This window comes from Synechococcus sp. MIT S9452 (assembly GCF_047304245.1).
GTDB lineage: Bacteria > Cyanobacteriota > Cyanobacteriia > PCC-6307 > Cyanobiaceae > RCC307.
In genome coordinates this window covers 1,497,201-1,522,481 of the sequence record NZ_CP138956.1, presented here as the reverse complement: position 1 = coordinate 1,522,481, position 25,281 = coordinate 1,497,201, and the positions used below count along the sequence as shown (strand labels likewise).

The following is a 25,281-nucleotide window of genomic DNA, read 5'->3' as shown; positions in this document are numbered from 1 at the left end:
CCTATACTACGGATAAAGCTTTAATCAGTTTAGTTGTTGGAAAGTTCGGAAGTTAACAATAGTCGTTATTGTTTTGTCTAATGATATTATGTTGATTCAAATACTTCAAATCCGCCGTCTAATCTGTTTTCTTTGCATCTGTCATGGTTAAATTTGAAGCCAATTGGCATAAAGTCAGCTTACAAGTAAATTTGCAGTCTCTTGTGTGTTATAGTTTTTTCAGTAGTTGTCTTCGTTGGAAGGCTAGTTATTCAAATCTTGGACTTGAAAAGGCATCGTTATGAAAAAATTTAGCAAAAGTCTTGGTGATATTGCAGCAATCAAGCAGTCGTTTGCTGCTGACAACGATCATATGTTCTCAAATGCTATAAAGATAAATAGTTCTTATGCTAGCCAGCCCCTCCGTGGCATTTGTAAGACCTGCGGAGCCCCTCTTAGTTCCGATTCTCCAGACTTCACAAGCCATGGAATTGATTATGTCATATGTGCAAAATGTGGACATTTAAACGGAATCTATGATGACACTGAAAATTTTTGCAATCATTTATACGTTGATGAAGGTGGTTCTAACTATTCCCGTAATTATCTAAACGATTACTCTGCAAGGGTTAAAAATATTTATTTGCCGAAAGTTGATTTCCTTTGCTCGTCACTCATGGAGCAAAAACAAACTAGTTGTGAGAATATTTCAATTTCTGATTTCGGTTGTGGTGGCGGTCACTTTGTTCATGCAGCCAATCAAAGAGGGATTAAGGCGCAAGGGTTTGATGTCTCAGAAGGTCTAATTGAGCTAGCCTCGGAAGCATTTCAAGATGTTTATGGCTCTAACTGTCCATGCCCTTTTACAATAGTCCATAATGAAGTGCAACTTTTAGAAAAAATGACTTCTTGCGATACAACAGTTGCATCATTTATTGGAGTTTTAGAACATCTTAGGCGCCCTCTTGATTTTTTTGAAGCCTTCAAATCTTCTCAATGCAAGTATCTATTTTTTTCAGTCCCACTTTTTTCCCTCTCATGCTTAATTGAAAATGTGTTTCCAAATATTTTTCCGAGGCAACTTAGTGGCGGGCATACCCATCTCTATTCTCACAGCTCTATAAAATATATTTTGGAAAAATACGAATTCCGCCAAATATCATCTTGGCATTTTGGCGCTGATGCGATGGATTTGCGTAGATCAATGCTTGTTTCTATGATTAAGAGCGGATGTTCTGAGCGACTGCTTAACACCTTTCAGAATGACCTTTTTTCCGCTCAAATGCTAGATGAAATCCAGTGTGTAATTGACACCAATTTGGCAGCCTCTGAGATCCACATGTTGATTGAAAAAGACCACTAACATCTGATGGTTTTTTGATGATTCATGGCATTCATAATGACGATTTTTGGCTGTGATTGAGATTAACGCAAAATACTCTGTAGTTTTTAGGTGATTCTTGCCTAATGTTTTCTATTGATAGTTGTACGAATATCTAGAATTTACATTACTGCTTAAAATATTTTTTGGTATTTATAGTTCCAACTTGCTTGAAATATTCCTGCTTCCTTGAAAAGTTATCGACAAACTCATAATCACTTATAGCCGCTCGATGTCGGGAACTCTTGGTGCAGGTCCTGCCCGGTGGTTTTAATTGCATCCCTGTTCATTCTTTTCGACCTCTAAGATTGCAATACCTGATAGATTCTTCTAAAGTATTTAGGTATCATCTGGTTGGTTATTCATTGGCTAATGTCTTGGGTTCTGATTTTAAGATTTTAATCGAGTGAATTCCTTGAACTTGAACCATCATGATCTCCAATATTCTTTTAACTTGTTCCAGCAATAATTGATGTATCGCCAACGGCATGATTTTTACGTGCACTTGTCACGGACATACTTGCCACCATTACATTTTGCCCAACTCTGATACGCAAAGGCAAAGCTGCATAGCTTCAGAGCTGGACATGCGAAAGGTTTTGGAACTGGTCGCGTAGCAATGTCGCCGAACCATAACTGATCTATTTTTTTGTGCCTGCTCCTGATGAGAGTGTTTGACAAAGAAGCGTGTGCGGATTAAACAGTGTTTATTCACTCACGCAGGTGGTTTACGGTTGTGCGCTGTTTTCCAGATGTGTAGGGCGTCAAGAGCTGCGATTGTCAGCTAAAAAGAATAGTATTCTTAATCCATAGCAATGGCGTTAAACCATGGGAGCTCCTTTTTCTACTGCCCTTAGGCGCTGCAGCCGTTGCTTGTTGCCTGAAACGCACGAAACCCTTGTGCTTGATGCTGAGGGTGTTTGCAATGTGTGTCGTGCCCAAGAGGTAAAGGCTCAGATCAACTGGACCGAGCGACTTGAACATCTCGACAAATTGCTTGAGGAGTATCGCGGACGTTATCGGTATGACTGTTTGATTCCTTTTAGTGGCGGTAAGGACAGTACTTGGACGCTCTATTACCTTATGAAGCGCTACCCAGGCCTTAAGCCCTTGGTAGTTCGTTTTAATCATGGGTTTTTGCGTCCCAATTTAAGGGCGAACTCAGATCGGGTTTTTCGCAAACTTGGTGTTGATGTTCATGACTTCACACCGAACTGGAAAGTTGTTCAGCGATTGATGCTACAGGCCTTTCTTGAGAAAGGAGACTTTTGCTGGCACTGTCATACAGGCATCTACGCTTATCCGATGCAGGTAGCTCTGAAAGAACAAGTACCTCTTATTTTCTGGGGTGAACCTTCTGCTGAATATACGGCTTACTATAGTTATGATCAGCCTGAGCAGGTTGACGAAGAGCGATTTAACCGTTTTATGAATCTTGGGATCTCTGCAGACGATATGTTGATCCGTTTGGATGGTTTTCTAGAAGATCGTGATCTTGAACCGTTTCGCTATCCGCCTCTCAAGGATTTACGTAGCTTGGGCTATCGCTCTGTATGTCTGGGAAGTTATATTCCCTGGGATGTAAAAATGCAGGTAAAGAAGATTCAATCAGAGCTTGGCTGGCAAGGTGATGTTGTTGAAAATGTGCCCGAAGATTTTAACTACGAAAAGATCGAGTGTTGGATGCAGGGAGTCCGTGATTTTATAAAATATATTAAGCGTGGCTATACACGGCCAACACACTTGGCTGCTATTGATTTGCGCAATCATCGGATCACAAAAGAAGAGGCTCAACTAATGATTCGCCAATTTGAGGGTAAACGTCCTCCCAGCCTTGATCTGTTTCTTGAGTATGTAGGTTTAACCGAAGAAGAATTTTATTCGATCGCCATTACTCATCTAGTGTCTCCATGGCAGTTTGACCTCTCAGAGATTCGTCCAGGAGAAACAACACCTGATTTTGATTCATGGTTGCGGGGTGATGGCCTTAATCCTGCAGATGCCGAAGACCAAGTAGGTCGTTGGGCTGAGACCTGCGCGAGTTGCGGATCCTCAGGGAGCTGCGGCCCAGGATGACCTGTCCCAAAGTGCTGGTGATTGATGCTGGCCTTGGCAACATAGGTTCAGTTTTGGCTGCGCTTCGGAGGCAGGACTGCTCGGTCGAACGGCTGGTACAACCTCCTCCCCTCAAGTCCACTTTTGATTACACCCACGCTGTACTGCCTGGAGTGGGTTCCTTCGCTACAGGAATGAATGCTTTGCGCGTATCTGGTTGGGAAGGCTGGATTAAGGAGGTTTGGTGTCAGGACGATCGTCCATTTCTCGGTATCTGCTTGGGTATGCAGCTCCTTGCTAGTGAAGGCACCGAAGGCCTTCCAGAGAATGCTGTTGTTGCCGGTTTGGATTTAATTCCAGGTAGTGTTAATCGCCTTAGTGTGAGTTCCGATTTCGTCCTTCCACATGTGGGCTGGAATTCCCTGCATTGGAATAGGTCTTGTACAGCGCTTCTGCATGGTTTGCCTGAGGGGGGAGATATGTACTTCGTCCACAGTTACACCTTTCAGCCCCATGACCCATCTCACTGTCTTGCCTTCTCTCAATATGGTCAAAAATTCACCGCTGTAGTTGGTCGAGGTTCTTGTTACGGCGTCCAATTCCATCCCGAAAAGAGTCAGCGGCTCGGGCGTCGTCTCCTAGAAAACTTCTTAGTTTTGCCGACATGCTGAAGCGTCGTCTGATTCCCAAACTGCAGTTTGGCTTGCGAAAGAGCTTCCGCGGAGCCCAACCGGTGCTTGTGGTAACCCGCCAGTTCGGTAGTCGTCGCGCTATTGGTGATCCACTTTCTCAGGCCAAAATTTATGAAGCACAGCTGGCCGATGAGTTAATCCTTGTGGATCTCGAGCGCACTGACGAGAGTTGGCCTGTGCTTTTGGACACGGTGGAACTAGTGGCGGAATCGCTAGCCACCCCCTTGGCTGTTGGTGGTGGCGTGCGCAGTGTGGACCAGGTGCAGGCCCTACTTGATCGTGGTGCCGACAAGGTAGTGCTCAATAGCGCGGCCCTCGAGCAGCCGGAGCTGATTGGTCGTGTTGCCACTTCTTATGGCGCTCAGTGTGTAGTCCTCAGCCTGGATGCCCGTCCACAGCCTGAAGGCGGATGGCGGGTGTGGTCGGAGGGCGGGAACCTTGATGTTGGGCGAGATGCCTTGCAATGGGCGCGGGAGGCTGTTGATCGCGGAGCTGGGGAAGTGATGGTGACCGCAATCGAGCGTGATGGCACCGGAGCGGGTCTTGATCTTGACCTCACGGCAGCTTTGGCGCAGACCCTGGTAGTGCCGGTGATTGCTTCAGGTGGTTGTGGATTAGCACAGCACTTCGTGGATGGCTATGAGGCAGGTGCTGCCGCCGTTGCTGCCGGCACTTTCTTTTGCCAACGCGATCAGAATCCGATGCAGTGTCGTTCTCACATCCGTAATGCTGGGCTGCCCATTCGGCTGGAGGTCTAGAACATGCTGCAATCGTCTCGCTTATTACTAAGGGCTCTAAACCCCGATGATCTGAATGCCGCTTATTTGAGCTGGCTAAATGATCCTGCGGTGCACCGCTATATGGAAACTCGCTTCTTGCCGCAGACGCTTGAAGCACTTCAGGCCTATTGGCAGGCCCATCGTGATGATCCGTCCAGCCCCTGGTTTGCTATCTGTTTGTTGGGTGATGGGCGTCACATTGGCAACATCAAATTAGGCCCTATCCACTGGTTGCATCGCCGTGCCGAACTAAGCCTGTTCATTGGAGAACGCAGTTGCTGGGGTCAGGGCTATGCCAGCGAAGCCATTGCGAGAATCCGCGATTGGGCTTTTGGAGAGCTAGATCTGCAGAAACTTAACTCCGTTATCTACTCCGGCAATCTCGGCAGTCGCCGCGCCTTTGAGAAGTGTGGATTTGAACTGGAGGGCACGCTGAGGCAGGAGATGGTGAATGCCGGGGAGCGGCGGGATGTTTGGCTCCTTGGTTTGCCCCGCAGCCACTGGAGTCCATCTCCATGACCATCCTCGCCATTGTTCAAGCCCGCACCTCTTCATCGCGCTTGCCATCAAAGGTGCTCTTGCCAATGGGCGCCAAGCCGATGGTGGTTTACCAGCTCGAGCGCTTGAAACGCTGCACTCGTGTCGATCGTCTAGTGCTTGCGACTTCGGATGACAGCTCTGATGATCTTTTGGCCAATGTGGTGAGTGAAGCAGGCTTCCCGGTGTTCCGGGACGATCTGAGCGATGTACTAGAGCGCTTCCGTGCCTGCGCAGCAAAGGAGAAGGCCACAACAGTTGTACGGCTCACTGGTGATTGCCCACTTAGTGATCCAGCTTTGATTGATGAGTTGGTGCAGGCTTTTTTAGATGGCGGGTGGGACTACCTGACCAATTGCGCTGATGAGCGGCAGCTCAGTGTTCCGGATGGTTTTGATGCCGAAGTGTTCCGGGCCGAGCTGCTGGAGCGTGCCGCACGAGAAGCATTGCTGCCGTCAGAGCGGGAGCACGTCACGCCGTGGTTCAGAAGTGACAATGCTGGCCTGCGTTGGGCGCATTTCCGGCATCAGCCGGTACGTACTTACTTCCGCGTCACTGTTGACGATCCGGTCGATTTAGAGGTGGTTCGCGAGATCGTTGCGGCTTTGGAACCGCAGGACCGGGCTTTCGGTGTGGATGCTGTTGTGAAGCATCTAGAGCAGCATCCAGAGTTGGCCGCCCGAAACTTGGCCACGGTCCGCAATGAGGGATATCTGAGGTCCCTGGCACAAGATGCGCTGCAAGATCAACCGATCGCCATGGGTCAGAGACAGGGGCAGGAGCTTTGGAGCCGTGCCAAGAGGGTGATCCCCGGGGGAAATATGCTCCTCTCCAAGAGGGCTGAGATGTTCTTGCCGGAGCACTGGCCGGCTTATTTCTCTCGCGTGAAGGGTTGCCGGGTATGGGATCTCGACGGCCGCGAGCTCATCGATATGAGCATCATGGGGATCGGAACCAATCTCCTCGGTTATGGACACCCCGAGGTGGATGCGTCCGTGGCAGCCACCGTGGCAGCCGGCAACATGAGCACCCTCAATTGCCCGGAAGAGGTGTGGCTGGCCGAAAGGCTGGTAGCCATGCATCCCTGGGCAGATATGGTGCGCTTCGCCCGAAGCGGCGGTGAGTCGAATGCCATTTCTATACGGATTGCCCGTGCCGCCACAGGGCGAGACACGGTGGCTATTTGTGGTTATCACGGCTGGCATGACTGGTATCTGGCGACGAATCTTCAGAACGATTCCGGGTTGGAAGAACACCTGCTCCCTGGTTTGGAACCCAACGGCGTGCCGAGTGGCCTAGCGGGAACTGTTCAGCCCTTCAGTTTCAATCGCCTGGATCAGCTCGAGACCATCGCCGCCACCAGAGAGCTGGCGGCCGTAAAGATGGAGGTTCAGCGCAGCAGCCCTCCAGATCCCGGTTTTCTGGAGGGCGTTCGGGAGCTATGTACGCGCCGAGGCATTGTTCTGATCTTTGATGAATGCACCTCCGGTTTCCGTGAAACCTTCGGTGGCCTGCATTTGAAATACGGCGTTGAGCCCGATATGGCGATGTTTGGAAAGGCCCTTGGGAATGGTTATGCCATCACGGCGACCATTGGCCGCCGCGAAGTGATGGAAGCAGCCCAGAGCACGTTTATCAGTAGCACCTTCTGGACCGAGCGGATTGGCCCCACGGCTGCTCTGAAAACCCTTGAGGTGATGGAGCGCGAGCGCAGCTGGGAGCAGGTCACCTCTATGGGGCTGAAGCTGCGCAGTCGTTGGCAGGAACTTGCCGACCGTTATGAACTCAGCATCACCCACAACGGTCTGCCAGCACTGGCTGGTTTTGTGTTCCAAAGCCCCAAGTCAATGGAGTTCAAAACGCTTCTTACTCAGGAAATGTTGAAAAAGGGTTACCTAGCGGCGACAAACTGTTACACAAGTCTTGCCCATACCCATGATGTGATTGAGCACTACTTCGAGGCTTTAGATCCAGTATTTGCTCTGATCGCCGAATGTGAGGCAGGACGTTCCGTGGAGGAGTTATTGGAAGGCCCTGTCTGTCATGGTGGCTTTAAACGCCTCAATTGAAGAGGTGGTATTTAGTGATGGTCCGGGATCAAGTAAATCAGGCTTTGGTTGTAGTTGCCCATCTAAATTATGAAGCGCTCCGTTGCGGTGAGCTTAATATTACGCCAGCAGTCATTAGATCAAGCCTAGGTTGTGGATGAATTCTCAGCTCGGGCTCAATCCGCACAGGCAGCTGGTCTAATTCTTGGTGCCGGAGGTGTGGAACTTCTGGATCTCTCGTCTAAAGGCTTGGGTTTTATGGATTTTCTTGACCTCATTAGCGTATTGAAGAACGCATTCATTTGCATAAACTTTTGGCGTTGCACTTGCGCCATGTCAGCGATGTGAATGCTGATCATTGTTGTTTGTATCAAGCGGTCATTAAGGCATGACAGCCAATGCTTGGTTATGTGGTGAAGCGGTGCGGGGGGTATGCTTGCCTCTACAACGCTAAGTGCTTTGGTTGTTGAGAAATACTTGACGTTGGCTCGTGCTGATGGCGGAGTTGACAACGCTTTTTCTTTGGAGCTTGAGGGGATGCAAGCTTTAGTCGTTGAGATTGAGCATGCTTGGCAAACTATTGTGCAAGTCTGTTATGGCCCAACATAGGCAGAAAGAAAAATCTTAGTATTCTAGAGTTCAATCTGCGTATCCAAGGTTATATCTGTAGGCGAGCTATTTAGCGCACTAAGCATCGCAATAGTTTCTCCGGGCGATAGTATTTGCCCTATCTGTTTCGGTTTGATTGTTAAATCGCATGCCAATCATTTTTGTGGAAATACCTTTCAGTTTGGATTGGCTTTTTCAATAGGGGGACTCTGTTCCCTGAGCTTGATGTTCCTTCTCTCCGCTCAAGTCAAAGGCCTGGTGCACAGCTTGTAGGGCCGAGATTCCAGCGTCTTCAGCGACGACGCAGCTAATGCGGATTTCGCTAGTGGCGATCATCTCAATGTTGATCCCAGCTTCAGCTAAAGCCCTAAACATCTTTGCAGCACTTCCAGGGGTTGAGGGCATGCCAGCGCCGACGGCACTGACCCGGGCAATAGCCCTGCCTTCAACGAGCTCGGCGCCGGGCCAGAGTTTGAGCAAGGGCCTTAGGGCTTCACTGGCTTGGTTCAGATCTTCTCGTGGCAGCGTGAAAGCAATGTCGCGGCACAGTCCTAGAACGCTTTGGCGTTGACGCTCGGATTGCACGATGGTGTCGAGGCTGATGCCGCCATCGGCCAGGACCCGGCAGAGAGCCGCCGCTGATCCTGGGCGATCCGGTACTGAGGTCACCGTGAGTTGGGTCTGATCTCTATCGAGGGCGACACCCCGCACATCAGGCTCTCCTTCCCCTCCCGGTAAGGGGTTGTGCTGGAGCTGGTGATCATCCAGTTCAAACACTTGAGCAGCAGTCCGCATGGCTTTGGCGGCTTGTTCGCCCTGAATCAAGCAGCTCACTTTCACTTCACTGGTGGCGATCATGCGCAGGCTGATACCAACTTTGCTGAGTCCGTCAAACAGCTGTGCGGCAACCCCTGGTCGCCCCATGATCCCCGCCCCGCCAATGCTTAGTTTCGCCAGCCCGCTTTGCACTTGAAGTTGACTCCCTTCGCGCAAATTTTTGCGGCAGAAGGCCTCAGCGGTCGGTAGCTCAGTTTCCGCCAGGGTGAAGGCGATGTCATTGCTGCTGCCGTCGTGGGTGGCTTGCACGATCAGGTCAACGCTCAGGCCTGCCGCGCCAAGCCCTTCAAACAAGCGGGCGGCCACCCCTGGTTCATCTGGCACATGCGCGAGGGCCACCACGGCTTGGCCTTCTAGGAGCTCCGCACGGTCCACGGGCTTGCCCAGCTCCAATCCTTCGCTGCCAATTCGCCGGCTGGGCTGACTGAATAGGCGCGTGCCTGGCTCGTCGCTCCAACTGGATCGCACGATCAGAGGCACGCCGTAGTTTCTGGCGATTTCCACCGCCCTTGGGTGCAAAACAGCCGCACCCAGGCTGGCCAGTTCCAGCATTTCATCGCAGCTCACCTGAGTCATCAGCTGGGCTTCCGGCACCTTGCGTGGATCGGTGGTCAGCACACCGGGCACGTCGGTGTAGATCTCACAAGCATCGGCACCCAGTGCTGCGGCCAATGCCACCGCGGATGTGTCTGAACCCCCGCGACCCAGGGTTGTGATTTCTGGGGTTCCCGCGCTGCCGGTGCTAGTGCCTTGAAAGCCCGCCACCACCACCACATGGCCATCGTGCAGCCGGCGTTTGACCCGTTCGGTGCGCACTTCCAAGATTCGGGCGCGGCCATGGGCCGACTCGGTGACAATCCCCACCTGAGGCCCTGTCATCGACGTTGCTGCAACGCCTTCGGCCTGTAGGGCTATCGAGAGCAAGGCAATCGAGACCTGCTCTCCGGTGGCCAGCAGCATGTCCATTTCCCGCTGGGGGGGATCGGGACTAAGGGCGCGCGCTAGTGCTGTGAGCTCGTCAGTGGTGTGCCCCATTGCGGAGACCACCACCACCAGGTCATGGCCATCGAGGCGTGCTGCGGCCACTCGCTTGGCAACGGCCTGGATGCGCTCCACGTTGCCAACGGAGGTGCCCCCATATTTCTGAACCAGCAGCGCCATTGATTAAGCGACCCAGCTGCCGATTATCCGCTCTGGCCAAGCAGCCCATCACGAAAGGCCACATCCGCTGGGCTGCCGAGCTTTAACGCGGCTTCCACATCCAGAAGCCTGGCGAGCAACTTGAGCAGCCGTTGAGGCCTGACGCCGCGCAATTGTTTGCGCATCACGTAGATCCGTTTGGGGTTGCCAATCCCGGCGGCCTTGGCGATCGCCATTGGGTCTTGTTCACCGCTCTGCTCAAGTAGCGTCAGCCAGAGCCAACCCCGCAGCTGACTCACCAAGGAGGCCACAAGACGCAGGGGCGGTTCATTGGCTGCCATCAGCCCATCGATTTGCATCAGCGCGCCGCCCACATCACCAGCGAGTAAGGCTTCCCCAACGGCGAGGGCGTTCTGCTGCGCAGGTCCCGCTAAGGCTTTGACAGCCGTCACATCAATAGCCTTCTCTCCGCAATAGAGCGCAAGCTTTTCCAGCTCACCGGCCATACGGCTGCTGTCGTTGCCGATGGTGTCGGCAAGCAGCTCAGCCGCGGCGGGCTCCAGTTGCAGTTGGGCAGCAGCAGCGCTGCGTTGCACCATTTCGATCAGCCCGGCCCCATCCCAGATCGCTGGCAATGGGAACTTTTTCTCTTCAGCCATTTTGCGTAGGGCTTTGGTGGTGCGCAGTCGGGCATCGGGCTTGCCAGCACTCACCAACACCAGGTGACTCTGTTCAGGTATCAGTGGTAAGGCCGCTTCCAGCTGCTCAGCCAGCTCAGCTGGGCAGCGTTCGCAAAAGGGGCTGCGCTGCAGCAGTACGACACGCCCTCCCCCGCCAAAGGGAGCGGTTCGCGCTTCATTGAGGGCTTGGACCGCTTGATCACCGCTGCTGCCATCGAGCCGGCTGAGATTGAGGCTGACCCAGGCCGGCTCAATGACTTGATCAATCAGCTCCTGCACGGCGCGCTCACGGGCCATGGCGTCGTCGCCCCAGTAGAGATGGATTGGCATCAGCGGCGGGCTTGGACCATCCGATCTTCACGGAAAGCATCCAGCGGATCCAGGCCCTGTTGGGTCCCACTGGGCTGCCGCTGTTGGAGCAGGAGGTGTTGGAGCGGTTGATTCACAGCAGTGGTGATCCAGCCTTAGCTCCGCTGCTGCGGTTTACTTCTGGCGCCTGCAAGGCGGCGTCGCGCGCCCTGGCCCAAGGGGCTGTGATCCTTACTGACACCGCGATGGCCGCGGCGGCCGTGGCCCCGATGGCGGCCCGAACGTTTGCCAATCCTGTCCATAGCGTTTTGCAGTGGGCACCCGAGCTGGCTCCCGAAGGACAGACCCGAGCCGCCTTGGGGATGGCAGCTGCCCTGCGGGCCTACCCTGGGGCGGTGGTGTTGATCGGCAGCGCTCCAACGGCTTTGGATCTGCTGTTGAATCGTGTAGCTCAGGGGGATCAAGCGCCAGCCTTGGTAATTGGCATGCCGGTTGGTTTCGTTGGTGTTGCTGAGAGCAAGCGTCGATTGGCAGCCAGCGGACTGCCGCAGATTCGTTTGGAGGGAAGCCGCGGTGGCGCTGGCTTGGCGGGTGCTGCTTTGAATGCTCTGTTGCGGAGAGCCTGGTTAGACCAAAGTCATGATGTTTGAATAGCTCTACACAACAACCAAATAAATTTCAGGCGCTTAAGAGACGTTACTATTTTTGGTGTAAGATCTTAGAGATAAAAGACCTTTTTAAAAGGAGTGAAGAAAAAAGCTATCTCTGCTTGGAATAGCATTTGTGATTTATTTCAGCGATGTAAGTTTGTATACGATAAAATTTTCTACAAGGCTGATAAGGAATCAGTCAAAAATATTTTAAAATTTCTGGAATCAGACATTGACCTTGACAATGAAGAGAATAGCCCTTATGGGCCCAATAAAAAAGAGTTAGTGAAGTCTATAAAAAAGCAATTTCTCCAAAAAGTTGGGTACGAAGATCTTTCCGTAATGATTTATGGATTGTTGTTTTATAGGAAAACAGGCAGAACTCCAACTTTTGCGCATAAAGCATATTTGAGGGCATATATGAAAACTAGCGGTATTGCTCAAGAGGTACTTCATTATTCATTATTTGAAAAAAATACCACTTTTCATGGACAAAACCTGCCAGACAATAAGCACATCTTTGATTTGTCAGATGCTGAAATGCAAAAGTCACTTGTAGCGTTAAATCAAAAGGGATATTTCTGCTTACGAAATCATATAAGTAATGACTTGATTGATCACATTAATGCAGATGTACGTGACATGCGTTTTTCATCTGAGTCTTCGCCTGACTTGATTACCTTAAACCCAAAATTTCCTCCACAATGTAATACAGCGCATGCGCTAACAAAAGATATTTATTCGTCTAGCTATATACAAAAGCTTACTCATTCCAAGCTTTTGCTGAGTATTGCATCTGCGTACTTAAAAACTGAGGTTCAATTATTAAATTCTTGCTTGTGGTACAGCTTTGCTTCAAGCAAGCCAACATCTGAGGCTGCTCAGTTTTACCATTTTGATCTTGATACGTTGAAGTGGTTGAAAGTCTTCATATATTTGTCAGATGTCACTAAGCAAAATGGGCCACATGAGTATATTGAAGGATCACATATTCCTGGCAGTAAGCCTGCTGAATTATTAATGAGAGGGTATTGCAGGCTGACAGATAAAGAAATAGATAATTTTTTTGAGGGTAAGCGTAAGCAAGCTCTTGGCAGTGCAGGAACCATAGTTTTTGCAGATACCCGATGCTTTCACAAAGGCACAAACCCAATGACAGGATATCGCCTTGTTCTCCAGGCAATTTATGCACCCTCATTTCTGAGTTATAGGCAATTAGATTAACCACTTATTGCGTATGCTATTGTATTATTTCCGTGCTTTCCTTCGTTGAAGCAGTTAACTCTTATGGAATGGTTTTTATTCCTTCTCTCGGGCAGCCAATTCAGCACACTTTCAAGATAGTATCACTTCTCAACATAAATCCTGGTCTAAGCCCAGGCTGAATTTATTTACTCATATTATTCTTTGCCTTCACTTCACTTTTATGCCCATCAAGTCGACCATTAAAATCGTTGTTATATCTAAGTTTATTGCCTGGTGGATTTACGACAAGACTGTGGGGTTAGCAGTTGTATTATTTTTTGCAGTACTTGATGCACTCCTTTCAATTGCTGATCTAATTGGATATACATTAAGGTACTCTTTTTTAGAATCAGCTGCGTATGGCCATTTTATTTCAGATGGTCTGGATTTAATAGTAAAACATCGCCATTTAGCGGAAACATACAAGACATCCAACTTTATCTATAAACCACGCCTATTCTTAAGTTCACACAAATGCTCTTACCCACCATTTATAAAAAGCCTCGAACGTCATTTCAAGATAATTCATCTTGAAAAATTGCCACTTCCAGATTTGGTTATATCTAAAGTTTCTCAATTTTTATTTCAAAGGAACCCAGTTAAAAATGATCTCTTTCGAATAAGAAATAGTCATTTTTGCCTTCCTATCACTTTTGTGGCCGCAGCGAGGTGGATTAGCTCAAGAGACTTATTTGGCCTCAGAGATAGATATCCTCTGCAAGTAACTGATGTTCTTGACGACCATCTAATTATTAAGTGCAGAAGTTATCTTGAATCTCATAAAATTAATGTGAGCAATATTATTTGCGTACATATCCGAACCCCTGCCTGGTACCAGTTTCATAATAGTGAAGATCCATTCGTAAATAATAAAGAATCTGACTCTGTAAGGAATATTACCGACCCAGCTTCAGTTGTACCTGGATTAAATCATCTATTAGATAAAGGCTATTCTATTGTACAAATCGGACGAAAGCATGAAAGGCTTGATATTGACCATGCTCAATTCCTGCATCTTGACTCTCATCTTGATGCACCTGCAGAGTTAGATCTTTATTTGTATGCGATTACTAAAGGTGTAATTGGGACTGGGTGTGGTCCAGATAATATGAATTCACATTTTAACAATGGTCCCGCCTGTATTATTAACCAGCATCCCCATATACATGCTACAACTTTTATTCCATGTGTTTATCATCCACCACACATCATTGATGTAAATACATCTGAAGTTGTTTCACTTGGCGAGTACCTTTATCATCAAGAGTTTTCATATTCAGATTTGTCTAAAAAGGGTCTTAGCATAAAGCCAGCTTCTGCTGATTCAATTAGATCAACATTTGATTTTTTCGCTACTGTTTTAATTGAAAAGCAGCCATATTGCCATGAAAACTGGAGACTATTGAGTTCTAAGTATATTAATTGCCTTGCTTTGTATCATGTGCATTATTTAGGTCGGCCAAATTTAGCAGACTCTGTTTATTCTTACGGTTTAGAGACTTCTTATCCTTGGCACTTTTATATGACACCAGATTTTCACTTGTCGCCACATTTTTTATCGGAAGTCGGTGAAGAATGGTTAGATATAAGATATAGATATAGATAGATTTGCCCCCTCGCTAAGCTAAAATAGGGATTTTTTAAACAAATTTCTGACTTGCCAGTAATCATCAATTTTTTTCCAGTTTAAATTGTTTCCTCCTTTCTTGATTTCATTTTTAGCAATAATTAGCGTCCATTTTAAATGGTTGAGGTTGATTATGTCTTGAACTCTTTGAATCCAGCTGTTATTAACTTGTGTTATTTGCTTGTCAATGATTTGCATGAAGGATGCTTGCTGTTGTAATGAAAATACGTAGTGTGGTTGCATAATCCAGTCGCAAAAAAACTTTGACAGGTCATCATAACCGGCATACTCAAAGTCATAAAAATACAAATTATTTATATGCTTTTTTATGTTATGTATGCCTACATCTGAAGGAGAGATGATGCTACATAGGCTGGAATCATTCCAATGCGAAGAATCAGCTTTTTCTAGTAGTTTACTTATATTTTTGGACGCGTAGCTGGGTATTTCTTGTTGCAGCCAATTGTATAAACAAGCTGTGCTCTTTGTGCGCTCCATCCTGGATAGTTCGTCATTTAGTTTATAAATCCTTTTATAAATATCATTAGCCAGTGTCTGACAGCTTGTTATCGCATCAGCGGCTAATTTTAATTGATTAGTTTTTATTGAATTGTCTCTTGGCGAATTAAGCTCATGCATAAAACTACCTATCGCATCAAAATCAGTCATTTTTAGCTCTTTTGGCTTGGTTCCATAAAGCCAGCTCATTAATGTCCATTTATTTTTAATGTTATAGCAAATTATATTTGGAGTGTATTTGCCTCCCAGCGCCGCATAATATTGCAGAAAATTAATCTCTGCATCATGCCTTCTTCGTAGATCATCTGCACCCTTTTGAGGGTATATTTTTAGCGCATATTTTCCCGAGCGACTATCTATTAGCTGATATAAGGAATTATTTACTCCGCCTGTCAAGTTTGATTTTGATAGATTTAAATCTAACCCGGTCTGATCGTTGAGGCTCTGGATAATTTGATTAACAGTTTTGAGGCCCACTACATTATTTTTTCGAGATTATTCCAGTGATTCATTGTTTTAAAACTAGATCTTTCCTTCTTGTTGTCGATAGGGCTGTATAGAATGCATTGGACTTTAGTGTCTATGAGCTCTAATATTTCTGGTAAATCATCAATGTAATGGGTGCAATTTAATGAGTGGATTCTTTTAATTTTATCCTCTTTTGTGTCTTCAAAAAAGACCTTTTTGGAATCCCAATTTAAGCCTTTTTCGTCGAAGAAATGATGCTTCTTTAGCCATTTCATCGCTGCCCCTCTGAGATCATGCTTTGGGCCTCGATAGGGAGTCCGTGTCTTATGACTGACTAGCACCATGTCTATACCCTTAGCTGCGAGATTCTTTAATGAGTCGAGCACTCCTTCGCTTGGCTCGGCATTCAGTATGTAGGGCCCGTAAACCTCACCTTGCAGAAGAGTGAACTCGTGCTCCTGGCCCTGGCTTCTCAGTAGATCACGGATAAAAGTCTTGTTCGCAGGGACAGATGGACTGATTAGATTTCTTTCTAGCGCAAGAATATGAAACAACCTATCGTATCTGACTAGTGTATTGTCAAAATCAAGGCCTAAAAGTGTCATAACGATTGCACCAGTTTGGTAATTGCAGTGGCGTTGAGCTCTTCGGACTGGCGCACAAATTTTTGATTCCCAAGTTGATGCACAAAATGATCGCCAATTCCCATACGATTGAGCTGAATGGTGCTGATTTGTTGATCGGAGAGCCATTCCAGCAGAACAGAGCCCAGCCCGCCGGTTTGATGGTGCTCTTCCAGGCTGATCCAATGGCTGTAGCCCTCGGCCACACACTGGTGCAGGAAGTGGTGATCCAATGGCTTGATGCTGCCCATGCTGGCGATGGCTAGCTGGATGCCTTGGTCCTCCAGCATGGTGCTGGCTTGCAAGGCTTCTGAAAGAATTGGGCCAATGCCGAGCAGCAAAATTTTTTCGCCTTGCTTCAGGAGATTGGCCTTGCCGATCGCTAGAGGTGTGCGCCCCGTAAGTAGATCGGGTTCTCCTTTCTTGCCGATGCGGATGTAGGTGGGTTGGCCTTCGGCAATGGCTTGGCGTAATTGAGCTTCAAGCTCCAGCGAATCGGCTGGCGCACACACCTGCAGGTTGGGAATGCAGCGCAAGATTGCCAGATCCTCGAGGGAATGGTGGGTGGCGCCGAGTTCGGCATACGACAGCCCCGAGCCGGTTCCCACGATCACCACTGGTGCCTCGTGGTAGGCCACGCCTGTGCGGATCTGCTCGAGGCAGCGAGTGGTTGTGAATGGGGTGATTGTGTAAACCACAGGCCGCAAACCGCTCAGCGCCATGCCAGCGGCCATACTCATCATGTTTGCTTCTGCGATGCCGCAATTGAGGAAGCGTTTTGGCGCCACCTCCTTGTAGCGATCAAACATTCGGTTGCCGATATCACCCGAGAGCAAGCACACATCGCTGCGCTCCTGGGATAGTTCAGTCATCACGCGGGCAAAAGCATTTCTCACAGCTGCATCTCCTTCAGCTCAGCCAGTGCTGCAGCGAGCTCGTCTGGGTTGGGTGTGCGGTAATGCCAATTGTTGTCATCTTCCATGAACGAAACCCCTTTGCCTTTAATAGTGTGGGCCACGATCACACTGGGTTTGCTGGTCTCTGTTTTTGCGGAAGCGAGTGCTTGCCCAATCGCTACCAGATCATGGCCATCAATCTCCTGGGCATGCCAGCCGAAGGCTTCCCATTTGGCCGTTAACGGTTCAAGGGCCATCACCTCTTGGCTGCGGCCGGTGGCCTGCCATTTGTTGTAGTCCACAATTGCGGTGAGCTGATGCACATGCTGGCCTGCTGCAAGCATGGCGGCTTCCCAAATGCTTCCTTCATTGCATTCCCCATCGCTTAAGAGGGCGTAGCAGCGGCTGTTGCTTTCTTGGATGCGTTGGGCAACTGCCATGCCAAGGGCCATCGGTAGACCGTGACCCAGAGAACCGGTTGCTGCTTCCACCCCAGGGATGTAGCCGGGTTTGGGGGGGTGTTCGTGAAACACACTCCCGGGTTGCCCAAATTCAGCCAAGCGCTCAACAGGGAAAAAGCCCCGCTCCGCTAGCACTTGGAAGAGCACGGGTGCCCCATGACCTTTGCTGAGGACGAAGCGGTCTCGATCTGGCGCTTCTGGTTCCTGGGGATCAATGCGTAGCTCCTGCCAATAGAGCGCTGTTAGTAACTCAACGCAGGACAGGCAGGAGCCGAGGTGGGGGATGCGGGCATGGGCTGAGGTTTCAATTGTGCGTTGCCGGATGGTGAGGGCAATCCGGCCGAGCTCTTCTGTAGAGATAGCAGCAGTGGTGGCCATGGAGTTACTGATTGGCCTCAAGTTGCAGATGTTTCATCCACTTCACCGTGTAGCAGTTCTCTCCATCAGGAAGTTCTCCATTTTTGTAAGCAGTGGTGATCTCATCAATGGCGCTTTGAACACTGAATTGTGGCTGAAAACCAGTGGCCAGTAATTTGCTGGAGTCTTGGCGGTAGGAGCGTGGATCATTGGATTCACTTACTGCGATTTCAGCGCCTGTGCCATGTTGCACACGTTGGGCAATATCGAGTATCTGCAGATTCTCAAAACCGGCGTTGTAACAGCCAGATGGCAGATCGGGATGGGCAAGAAAGTGGCGATACACATTGGCCATATCTTGAATATGGATGTTGGGCCTGGTTTGCTCGCCACCAAACACAGTGATTTTGCCGTTCTTCAGCCCCTGGTAAGTCAGCATGTTGACGCTCACATCGAGCCGCATGCGGGGCGATAAACCACACACAGTGGCTGGACGAATGCAATGCACCTGCATTTGATTGGAGTAGGAGAGGAATACCCGCTCCGCCACCATTTTGGTTTTGTTGTACACAGAGATCGGGACCAGCGTGAGGTCTTCGGTGACCTGAGGTTCATCTTTGACGCCATAGACGCTCCCGGAGCTGGCAAAGATGAATTGCTTCACGCCAGCGCGAACGGCTCGATCAGCCAGCTGCTGTCCTGCCAGTACATTCACCTCCCAACTCAAGGTTGGGTTGAGCTCTACCGCCGGATCATTGGCGATGTTGGCTAAATGAATGATGGCCTCCACACCATCGAGTGGGATGGCATCGGTGTCGCGCACATCCAGTTTGTGGTTGATGAGCCGGGGGTCCTCCGGCAGGGCGTTGCCAAACCATTGGGTGTCGATGCTGATCACGCTGTGGCCATCGGCCAGCAGGAGGGGAATCAATACCGAGCCCTTGTAGCCGCAGCCACCAGTAACGAGCAGTTTCATGACTTGTGCTGGTAGCTCCAGGGCAGGGTCTTGAGGGTGGCCAGATTGGCATCCACCCAGGCCAGTGTCTCCTGAAGCCCCTGCTGCAGGCTGATCTGATCAGACCAGCCATGAACCTGGCGCATCGCTGAACTCTCGAGCAGGTAACTCTGGTCCTTGCCGAGCCGTTCCTCGCTGCTCTGCACCAGCTCGTTGAAGTTGGCCCCAGCAAGCGTGCAGATTTGCTCCACGAGCTCCTTGATGCTGCAGCTCTCCTGGGTCGAGAGGTGCCATGTGCTGCCCGGTTCCCCTTCGAGGGCCAGCTGCAATGTGGCTCGCACCACATCCTTGATATGGATAAATGCCCGAATGGAATAGCCTCCGCCATGAAGCTGCATGGGCTCCCCGGTGCTGGCACTCAGCAATGTGCGGGGAATGATGCGATAGAGCTGTTGACCTGGGCCATACACATTGGCGGCACGGGTGAACACCACCGGGAAGCCATAGGCCTGATGGAAGCTGTGCAGGTGCAAATCACAGGCTGCTCGGCTCACGGCATACGGGGTGCTCGGAGCGAAGTGGTTGTGCTCTTTTATCCAGCCACCATCGGTGCTGCCATACACCTCAGGCGTGGTGACATGCACGTACTTCTGCAGAAATGGCTTCTGCCGTAGGGCATCGTGAAGGGCCACTTGGGCCACCACATTGGTGCGGTACCAGTGGGTGGGATTGAGCCAGCTTTCGGCCACCATGCCCTGGGCAGCGAAATTCACCACCAGCTCAGGTTGAACGCGATCGATCAGGTCCAGCAGATCATTCAGTTGGGCGTTGAGATCAATCGCTTGAAACTGGAAGTTCTCAGCTGTAGCTAGGGCTGGACCCTCCCCGTTGAGGGGCCAGCGGTAGGGAAGGAAGACTGGATTGGGCTCTGATGAGCGGCTCACCCCCCACACGGGATGGCCTGCGGCGAGAGCTTCCGCCACAAAGTGGCTACCGCTGAAGCTGTTGGAGCCGATAACAAGAACTTTTGGCATGCTCATGGCAGCAGTACCTCCTGCAGGTTGCTTCGGAGGGCAGCAGCGCTGATGGGCGTGTTGCCCATGGTTTCAACGGCAAGTGCGGCCATGCAGCAGGCCAGTGCGGCGGTGGGCATCATCGCTTGTCCACTGGCTAGGCCAGTGGCGAAAAGGGCCAGTAATGAATCACCGGCTCCAGCTACATCCAGCGGATTCACCGAGAGGGCTGGGAAGGCTTGGCTGCTGAGTTGGCCATTGGAGGCGCGGTCGTAGGCAATGAAGCCTTCAGGTCCCAGCTTCATCACCATGCGTTCACTTCGGGTGATCTGCAGGAGGCGCTGGCTCAGTTGCTCAAGGCCGCTGTCTTTGTCTTGCAGGGCCAGGCGAGCTTCTCGTTCATTGGGGCAGAGCAGGGAGAAGCCTTCAAAGCGTGTGACAGATCCCACTTGACTGCTGCATTGCAGATCCCCGAAGAGCAGCAGGTTGTGCTGCTCGGCTAAGTGCTGAACAACCTCCAGGATCCGAGGGGTGACCACCCCGTACACAAAATCCGAAACCACGATGCCCTTGACTTTGGGAGCAAGCCGTTCCAGCTGGGCGATCACTTGTTCCTCAACTGCGGCATCGAGGTTGTGCTCTTCCAGCCGGCTGACGCGAAATAGCTTCTGGTTCTCAACTACATATCGCTTCTTGAAGGTGGTAGGTCGTGAGGGATCACTGGTTAGGCCATCACCGATGGCTTGGGCATTGAGCTCCTGGCGCACCAGCTCAGCTGTGTTGTCGGCTCCTACCACCGAGATGAAATCGCATTGGGCTCCAAGGGCACTGATGTGGGCAGCCACCACTGCCGCGCCGCCAATGAAGTTTCTGCGTTCAAGTTCCCGCACCACCACGACGGGGGCTTCGGCGCTCATCCCGATCGCCTCACAAGCGGCGTATTGATCAACGATCGTGTCGCCCAGCACAATCAACCGAGTGTCTCCCCAGGCGTTGATCGCATTTAGGAGCTGGTTTGTGTTGATGCCTTGGCGCCGGCAGGCCGCTTTGAAAAGGGTTCGGCGCTGCTGGCGCAACTCCCTTTCGGAGCCACTGAGCAGATCTGCAGTGGCGTAGTGAATGTCTCCGGCATGGAACTGAACGGAACGCCCTTGCTGCCGCTGCTGAGCCAGAGTGGTCTCAATCTCTTGGTTATCTTTGTACTCATTGCCCAGCACCAACACCGCTGGTTTCAGTGCAGTGATGGCCTGATCAAGTTCATTGGCGTTTAGTAGTAAGACAGCATCTGCAATCCCAAGAAGACTTAGAGCCTCAGCTCTTTCACTTTGATTAAATGGATATTTCTCACTAGAAGCATCTCCAATTAGCGCAACTACCAGTTTTTCACCGAGACCACGAGCATGACGTAAATAACGTATGTGCCCTGGATGAATTGTGCTGAAATGACCATAGGTGAGCACACACGTTTGAAAGTTTTTAGCCTCGTCAGCGTTAATGATTGTCGTGTTCATTTCAGGATGACAGAGGCGCTTTGCGAATAAATTGTCTGGACTGCTGAAGTCTACTTTATCTCATTCAGGCGCATTAGCTTAATTGAGCAGGATTGTGCAGTATTAAAGCAGAGTTTCAAGCAATCCTAAGTATTTACTGTAATCACAGTCTTCTAAAATTAGAAGATTAGATTGAATCAAAGTTTCAAGATCTGTATATGCCTCTTCACTGACTTCTGTGCGAATTCTCTCTACAGCAAAATGTAGGTTAATATTATTTTTTAAACAATGTTGATACACTTTGAATCTCTTATTATGCTCGTTTGGTAATTGCCACAGGCTATAAAAAACGATGTGATTGAAACCCTCGTTGAGAGCTGCCCACAATTGACATTGCGTGCTTCCATTAATCCAATATTCAGCACGTGAAAGGACGAATTCGAGACCGATTGAATCACAATATAGCTTGACGATTTGGTTTTGAAGGTGTTGTGGGATGCGATTCCCATTGAACTCTCCACTTGCAATGTATCCGCGAGCCAGGTTTTTCATTCCTAGACCCATTGATCTGGATGCTTGTATTTGATTCCAAGTCTTGTGCAGTTTTTAACAGTTATTGGCATAAAATATTCCCCTAATTTTTTATCCCAGTAAGGTGTGTGCAGTCCCTTGAAGCGACAGTTCATTGACCAATGTGATGATGTTTCAACATTCAAAGAATAACCGTGAGGGAGAGATTGGTCAAAGGCCAAAATCTTTCCATATTTGATCGGTATCCAAGTTAGGTCATTTCGGAGCTCATTAAAGAGCTCATCAGAAGTGAGATTGAGCAGTCCTTGACAGGTTTTTAATCTCTCTTGATATTTTTCTCTTTTGAGAATATACAAGCACATTGAATCTGAGCAATCGACAAATGGAATCCAAATATTTAGTTCAAATGGAGAAACTCCGTTCCATGTATCAGCATGAATCGGAAGAATATCACTATTATTTCCGGGTAAGTTTATAGATAGCCCTGGCCTTTTCTGCATTGCTAATTCATTCCCACAGAGATGATGAATAATAGATTTAGCAGAATTATAGTAATTCCTTTGAAATGATGTGCCTGCGGAAATTTTTTGCATTATATAGAGCCTTAAGTCATTACTTTCGTCGTTTGCTATTACTTGGTGAGCATTTTCTAGTGTCACGCATTTCTTCTTTTGCAATGTTGTGAACTCTGAGAATGCTGATTCAATCTCCTTCTTCATGAGTTCAAGATAATGATAATCAGCGTCTTCGATTAAATAACCTTCATCTGTATAGATACCACTCATGAGTAGCTCCTGGCTGCTCCTAAAATCCCATGGAGTTCCTGTTTGCATACCAGGGTTCCTTATGCCTGGCTTCAATAATAGTTCACGAATCGCATTCTATTCAAAGAAAATAAATGAGTAATCTCCTGAATAGTTTGTTTGCTCAAACCACCAACGCCACTCATCTGGAGTATTAAATGCTTCACAGGTGACCTGCCAGTAGAGGAGATTTGCTTTCTCTTCCTCATTTCGATAACTTTCAACACATAGATATTTATGCTTTTTGCCAACACGCTCCATCTCTCGCAAAGCCAAGTCAAGATCTTGAGCATACAAATTGTGTAGGGTAGTAATAGATACCACTAGATCAAATGTGTTGTCAGGCCAGGGCAATTTTTTGGCATTGCCAACTTGTAGATAATCACGGATTTCGGCTTTGCTATTTCTAATCGCATATTCCGATATATCAACTCCCTGTACCTGAGCATCAGGAATTACTTTTAGTAGGTCATAAAGAAAAAAGCCTTTTCCGCAGCCTATATCTAAAATCCTAGGCTGGGGCGGTAGAGGATAGTAGTCCGCAATTGCTCTAGCTACTTTTTCCCATCTTCCACTGATGTATTTGTATCCCCCATAGCATATGCGTCGATCACCATCCCAGTATTCATACCCAAATTGTTTGGCAAGCTTGGCGGCCCTAGCTTTTGGATAGTCGATATCATTGACACGAGCTAGATAGTCTCTGCTGGTGCTTTTATGTAATGCACTCATGAAGTCTATCTCTTTCATTTTTATTACCTGCTTACATTAGCTTTGTTATTATTCAACCATTGCATACAGATATGTCCAATGAGTAATTGCGTGTCCTCTGCTATCTGCATGTCATTGATTTGGAAATGTATTACCTGATCAGCAATTTCCTTACATTTGCCGCCGTCGTATGCAACGACAGCATAGGTCTTCATACCAAGTTCGTTTCCCACTTGTAGTGCGTTTACGACATTGGGTGAGTTCCCACTCCCAGATAGGACTAGCAGTACATCAGCTTGATTTGCCTTGACTTCGAGTTGATGTGAGAAAACATTTTCATATCCGATGTCATTAGCTAAGCAAGTCATGACTCCTGGATTAGCAGGTAATGCCTCAACACGTATGCCAGAAATTGTTGGACCAGGTCCACATGCACCTATTCCATAATGTAAATCGTTGGCTATATGTAATGCATTTGCAGCACTTCCACCATTGCCACAAATAAAAACCTGTTTCTTTTTAATCCATGCTTCCATTAAATCTGAAGCAAGTAGCTCAATGCTTTTGAAATGATTTTCAGTAAAGCACTCGTGGACTCTTTTTAAGTAGTCCTTGGCTTCACGTAAGAAAGCAGTGTTGAGTACAGTCATACTTAAATTCTATACTATTCCCCCCAAATTTTTCGAGCTTTTTCAAGACTTTCTGGAGTTCCGATATCAATAAATGCTGACGAGGTATGCCATGCATATATTTTGCCCAGCATTTTCGGAATCACTTGCGTACTAAAGTCTTTGATCTTGTCTTTGCTGCTATTCAACTGCTGAATAAAAGATGATTCGAAGACATATATTGCACCATTTGCACGATCTGATGGAGGATCTGGCACTTTTTCGTGAAATTGATGAACTATGTTGTTTTCGTCAGTTTCAATAATCCCGCAACTCCTGGGATTGTCTGTCGTGAATGTAAGCATAGTTAATTCGCAATGTTTAGGTCTGGCTAAATGAGCATTTACTAATTCTGAGATATTGAAATCCGTAGCGTTGTCTGCATGCAGCATGACGCATGTAGAACCTTTTAGTAGGTCTTGGTTCTTGATTAATGTGCCGGCTGTTCCTAAAAGCTTATCTTCATAGATCTCTTGCACTAGCATTCTATTATTTTTCCTTTGCTTTAGAAATTGAGCCACATTATTTCGTAGGTAATGTGTATTCACATACGCATTCTCGCAGCCGCTTTTCTCGAGATTATTGAGCCAAAGTTGAAGAAGAGGCTTCCCGTTTATCTGTACTAAGCACTTTGGTATTGACAATGTTAGAGGCCTCAGCCTTGTGCCATACCCTGCAGCAAGAACTAAGGCGTTAAAAGAATGCATAATCTATGATTTTTACAATTTTACCAGACTATGTCGTTACCTGATTTTAGTTCGCTTAAATATTCTATAAATGAGCCTCTTGTGAGGTAGCCAGCCAAATTTCTTTCTTCCTTATGAATAGTGCTGAATAGTTTTTTTTCATGCAACTTCTCGATTTCAATGAATTTGTATTCTTGTCCTTCAGACAGCTCTATCTCCTTATTCTTCATTCTTAAGAGATAGTAATAATGAAGTTTATTTCCAAGTAACTCCTTGCCAACATATTTTATTTGTGATGCATCTACACTTACGCCTGTCTCTTCATTTATTTCTCTTTTTGCGCAATCAGATGGACTTTCTTTGTCTTCAATAGTTCCTGAAACTGGCGCCCATAATCCAGGACCTTGAATCCATGGGAAGTCATCCCTAAGTATCAGCAGTAAAAGCCCATCATGCCATACAAATACAACAACACCTTTTTTGACCATGTCATTGCCGTTATTTTTCTCATCAATTGATGCCATAATCTGAT

The 25,281-nt window shown here is 48.3% G+C and carries 24 protein-coding genes; 10 read left to right on the top strand and 14 right to left on the bottom strand.

Annotated elements, in window-relative coordinates:
- Positions 1 to 280: 280 nt before the first annotated feature.
- From SIB46_RS08070 to SIB46_RS08040, 7 genes are all read left to right on the top strand, one after another.
- Positions 281 to 1,342 carry a methyltransferase domain-containing protein gene (locus SIB46_RS08070; RefSeq protein ID WP_413295644.1) on the top strand — a complete coding sequence of 354 codons (1,062 nt, stop codon included), beginning with the start codon at positions 281 to 283 and terminating at the stop codon, positions 1,340 to 1,342.
- An 846-nt stretch (positions 1,343 to 2,188) separates the two neighbouring features.
- Complete coding sequence (locus SIB46_RS08065) at positions 2,189 to 3,436, top strand: N-acetyl sugar amidotransferase (RefSeq protein WP_413295643.1); 1,248 nt, start codon at positions 2,189 to 2,191, stop codon at positions 3,434 to 3,436.
- Positions 3,433 to 4,086 (top strand): imidazole glycerol phosphate synthase subunit HisH, encoded by a 654-nt coding sequence (hisH, locus tag SIB46_RS08060; RefSeq protein WP_413295642.1) that lies wholly within the window; start codon positions 3,433 to 3,435, stop codon positions 4,084 to 4,086. Before SIB46_RS08065 ends, hisH begins: the two co-directional genes overlap by 4 nt.
- The gene (gene hisF, locus SIB46_RS08055; RefSeq protein ID WP_413295641.1) at positions 4,080 to 4,865 is read left to right on the top strand and encodes an imidazole glycerol phosphate synthase subunit HisF; all 786 of its coding nucleotides are present in this window, start codon (positions 4,080 to 4,082) and stop codon (positions 4,863 to 4,865) included. The genes hisH and hisF overlap by 7 nt, the downstream gene beginning before the upstream one ends.
- A 3-nt stretch (positions 4,866 to 4,868) precedes the next feature.
- On the top strand, positions 4,869 to 5,405 hold the full coding sequence (locus SIB46_RS08050; protein ID WP_413295640.1) for a GNAT family N-acetyltransferase: 537 nt from the start codon (positions 4,869 to 4,871) through the stop codon (positions 5,403 to 5,405).
- Positions 5,402 to 7,492 (top strand): aminotransferase class III-fold pyridoxal phosphate-dependent enzyme, encoded by a 2,091-nt coding sequence (locus SIB46_RS08045; protein ID WP_413295639.1) that lies wholly within the window; start codon positions 5,402 to 5,404, stop codon positions 7,490 to 7,492. The genes SIB46_RS08050 and SIB46_RS08045 overlap by 4 nt, the downstream gene beginning before the upstream one ends.
- 411 nt (positions 7,493 to 7,903) lie before the next feature.
- Positions 7,904 to 8,080 (top strand): N-acetylneuraminate synthase family protein, encoded by a 177-nt coding sequence (locus tag SIB46_RS08040; RefSeq protein WP_413295638.1) that lies wholly within the window; start codon positions 7,904 to 7,906, stop codon positions 8,078 to 8,080.
- 195 nt (positions 8,081 to 8,275) lie between these two features.
- On the opposite strand, the gene SIB46_RS08035 is transcribed toward SIB46_RS08040, so the two are convergent.
- Both SIB46_RS08035 and holA read right to left on the bottom strand, forming a co-directional pair.
- The gene (locus SIB46_RS08035) at positions 8,276 to 10,078 is read right to left on the bottom strand and encodes an aspartate kinase (RefSeq protein WP_413295637.1); all 1,803 of its coding nucleotides are present in this window, start codon (positions 10,076 to 10,078) and stop codon (positions 8,276 to 8,278) included.
- Positions 10,079 to 10,101: 23 nt separating this feature from the next.
- Entirely contained in the window at positions 10,102 to 11,067 is a 966-nt protein-coding gene (holA, locus tag SIB46_RS08030) for a DNA polymerase III subunit delta (RefSeq protein WP_413295636.1), read from the bottom strand.
- Here holA and SIB46_RS08025 point away from each other — a divergent pair.
- The 3 genes from SIB46_RS08025 (at position 11,061) to SIB46_RS08015 (ending at position 14,547) form a co-directional block, all read left to right on the top strand.
- Complete coding sequence (locus tag SIB46_RS08025; RefSeq protein ID WP_413295635.1) at positions 11,061 to 11,696, top strand: precorrin-8X methylmutase; 636 nt, start codon at positions 11,061 to 11,063, stop codon at positions 11,694 to 11,696. The two genes, holA and SIB46_RS08025, sit on opposite strands and share 7 nt — an antisense overlap.
- A gap of 96 nt (positions 11,697 to 11,792) precedes the next feature.
- Positions 11,793 to 12,920: a phytanoyl-CoA dioxygenase family protein gene (locus SIB46_RS08020; RefSeq protein ID WP_413295634.1), complete on the top strand. Its 1,128-nt coding sequence runs from the start codon at positions 11,793 to 11,795 to the stop codon at positions 12,918 to 12,920.
- Positions 12,921 to 13,122: 202 nt separating this feature from the next.
- A complete protein-coding gene (locus SIB46_RS08015) occupies positions 13,123 to 14,547 on the top strand; it encodes a TIGR04372 family glycosyltransferase (protein WP_413295633.1) in 1,425 nt (474 codons plus the stop codon).
- Positions 14,548 to 14,565: 18 nt separating this feature from the next.
- On the opposite strand, the gene SIB46_RS08010 is transcribed toward SIB46_RS08015, so the two are convergent.
- The 12 genes from SIB46_RS08010 to SIB46_RS07955 form a co-directional block, all read right to left on the bottom strand.
- Positions 14,566 to 15,564, bottom strand: coding sequence for a hypothetical protein (locus SIB46_RS08010; RefSeq protein WP_413295632.1), 999 nt, complete (start codon positions 15,562 to 15,564; stop codon positions 14,566 to 14,568).
- A 592-nt stretch (positions 15,565 to 16,156) separates the two neighbouring features.
- Positions 16,157 to 17,050: a transketolase family protein gene (locus tag SIB46_RS08005; RefSeq protein WP_413295631.1), complete on the bottom strand. Its 894-nt coding sequence runs from the start codon at positions 17,048 to 17,050 to the stop codon at positions 16,157 to 16,159.
- A gap of 20 nt (positions 17,051 to 17,070) precedes the next feature.
- Positions 17,071 to 17,913: a transketolase gene (locus SIB46_RS08000; protein ID WP_413295630.1), complete on the bottom strand. Its 843-nt coding sequence runs from the start codon at positions 17,911 to 17,913 to the stop codon at positions 17,071 to 17,073.
- A 4-nt stretch (positions 17,914 to 17,917) separates the two neighbouring features.
- Complete coding sequence (locus tag SIB46_RS07995; RefSeq protein ID WP_413295629.1) at positions 17,918 to 18,868, bottom strand: NAD-dependent epimerase/dehydratase family protein; 951 nt, start codon at positions 18,866 to 18,868, stop codon at positions 17,918 to 17,920.
- Positions 18,865 to 19,887 (bottom strand): NAD-dependent epimerase/dehydratase family protein, encoded by a 1,023-nt coding sequence (locus tag SIB46_RS07990; RefSeq protein WP_413295628.1) that lies wholly within the window; start codon positions 19,885 to 19,887, stop codon positions 18,865 to 18,867. Before SIB46_RS07990 ends, SIB46_RS07995 begins: the two co-directional genes overlap by 4 nt.
- Positions 19,884 to 21,371 carry a PfkB family carbohydrate kinase gene (locus SIB46_RS07985; protein WP_413295627.1) on the bottom strand — a complete coding sequence of 496 codons (1,488 nt, stop codon included), beginning with the start codon at positions 21,369 to 21,371 and terminating at the stop codon, positions 19,884 to 19,886. Before SIB46_RS07985 ends, SIB46_RS07990 begins: the two co-directional genes overlap by 4 nt.
- 102 nt (positions 21,372 to 21,473) lie before the next feature.
- Complete coding sequence (locus tag SIB46_RS07980; protein WP_413295626.1) at positions 21,474 to 21,902, bottom strand: LIC12192 family sporadic carbohydrate cluster protein; 429 nt, start codon at positions 21,900 to 21,902, stop codon at positions 21,474 to 21,476.
- Positions 21,903 to 21,904: 2 nt separating this feature from the next.
- On the bottom strand, positions 21,905 to 22,714 hold the full coding sequence (locus tag SIB46_RS07975) for a sporadic carbohydrate cluster 2OG-Fe(II) oxygenase (protein ID WP_413295625.1): 810 nt from the start codon (positions 22,712 to 22,714) through the stop codon (positions 21,905 to 21,907).
- A 48-nt stretch (positions 22,715 to 22,762) separates the two neighbouring features.
- On the bottom strand, positions 22,763 to 23,434 hold the full coding sequence (locus tag SIB46_RS07970) for a class I SAM-dependent methyltransferase (RefSeq protein ID WP_413295624.1): 672 nt from the start codon (positions 23,432 to 23,434) through the stop codon (positions 22,763 to 22,765).
- A gap of 5 nt (positions 23,435 to 23,439) precedes the next feature.
- Positions 23,440 to 24,045, bottom strand: a complete 606-nt coding sequence (locus SIB46_RS07965; RefSeq protein ID WP_413295623.1) for an SIS domain-containing protein — start codon at positions 24,043 to 24,045, stop codon at positions 23,440 to 23,442.
- A 14-nt stretch (positions 24,046 to 24,059) separates the two neighbouring features.
- On the bottom strand, positions 24,060 to 24,770 hold the full coding sequence (locus tag SIB46_RS07960) for a nucleotidyltransferase family protein (protein WP_413295622.1): 711 nt from the start codon (positions 24,768 to 24,770) through the stop codon (positions 24,060 to 24,062).
- A 20-nt stretch (positions 24,771 to 24,790) separates the two neighbouring features.
- The gene (locus tag SIB46_RS07955) at positions 24,791 to 25,273 is read right to left on the bottom strand and encodes an NUDIX hydrolase (protein WP_413295621.1); all 483 of its coding nucleotides are present in this window, start codon (positions 25,271 to 25,273) and stop codon (positions 24,791 to 24,793) included.
- Positions 25,274 to 25,281 lie beyond the last annotated feature (8 nt).

Coding starts and splice junctions, on each gene's coding strand:
- SIB46_RS08070 (WP_413295644.1), top strand. CDS start 281: ATGAAAAAATTTAGCAAAAGTCTTGGTGATATTGCAGCAATCAAGCAG.
- SIB46_RS08065 (WP_413295643.1), top strand. CDS start 2,189: ATGGGAGCTCCTTTTTCTACTGCCCTTAGGCGCTGCAGCCGTTGCTTG.
- hisH (WP_413295642.1), top strand. CDS start 3,433: ATGACCTGTCCCAAAGTGCTGGTGATTGATGCTGGCCTTGGCAACATA.
- hisF (WP_413295641.1), top strand. CDS start 4,080: ATGCTGAAGCGTCGTCTGATTCCCAAACTGCAGTTTGGCTTGCGAAAG.
- SIB46_RS08050 (WP_413295640.1), top strand. CDS start 4,869: ATGCTGCAATCGTCTCGCTTATTACTAAGGGCTCTAAACCCCGATGAT.
- SIB46_RS08045 (WP_413295639.1), top strand. CDS start 5,402: ATGACCATCCTCGCCATTGTTCAAGCCCGCACCTCTTCATCGCGCTTG.
- SIB46_RS08040 (WP_413295638.1), top strand. CDS start 7,904: ATGCTTGCCTCTACAACGCTAAGTGCTTTGGTTGTTGAGAAATACTTG.
- SIB46_RS08035 (WP_413295637.1), bottom strand. CDS start 10,078: ATGGCGCTGCTGGTTCAGAAATATGGGGGCACCTCCGTTGGCAACGTG.
- holA (WP_413295636.1), bottom strand. CDS start 11,067: ATGCCAATCCATCTCTACTGGGGCGACGACGCCATGGCCCGTGAGCGC.
- SIB46_RS08015 (WP_413295633.1), top strand. CDS start 13,123: ATGCCCATCAAGTCGACCATTAAAATCGTTGTTATATCTAAGTTTATT.
- SIB46_RS08005 (WP_413295631.1), bottom strand. CDS start 17,050: ATGACTGAACTATCCCAGGAGCGCAGCGATGTGTGCTTGCTCTCGGGT.
- SIB46_RS08000 (WP_413295630.1), bottom strand. CDS start 17,913: ATGGCCACCACTGCTGCTATCTCTACAGAAGAGCTCGGCCGGATTGCC.
- SIB46_RS07995 (WP_413295629.1), bottom strand. CDS start 18,868: ATGAAACTGCTCGTTACTGGTGGCTGCGGCTACAAGGGCTCGGTATTG.
- SIB46_RS07990 (WP_413295628.1), bottom strand. CDS start 19,887: ATGAGCATGCCAAAAGTTCTTGTTATCGGCTCCAACAGCTTCAGCGGT.
- SIB46_RS07985 (WP_413295627.1), bottom strand. CDS start 21,371: ATGAACACGACAATCATTAACGCTGACGAGGCTAAAAACTTTCAAACG.
- SIB46_RS07980 (WP_413295626.1), bottom strand. CDS start 21,902: ATGAAAAACCTGGCTCGCGGATACATTGCAAGTGGAGAGTTCAATGGG.
- SIB46_RS07975 (WP_413295625.1), bottom strand. CDS start 22,714: ATGCAAACAGGAACTCCATGGGATTTTAGGAGCAGCCAGGAGCTACTC.
- SIB46_RS07970 (WP_413295624.1), bottom strand. CDS start 23,434: ATGAAAGAGATAGACTTCATGAGTGCATTACATAAAAGCACCAGCAGA.
- SIB46_RS07965 (WP_413295623.1), bottom strand. CDS start 24,045: ATGACTGTACTCAACACTGCTTTCTTACGTGAAGCCAAGGACTACTTA.
- SIB46_RS07960 (WP_413295622.1), bottom strand. CDS start 24,770: ATGCATTCTTTTAACGCCTTAGTTCTTGCTGCAGGGTATGGCACAAGG.
- SIB46_RS07955 (WP_413295621.1), bottom strand. CDS start 25,273: ATGGCATCAATTGATGAGAAAAATAACGGCAATGACATGGTCAAAAAA.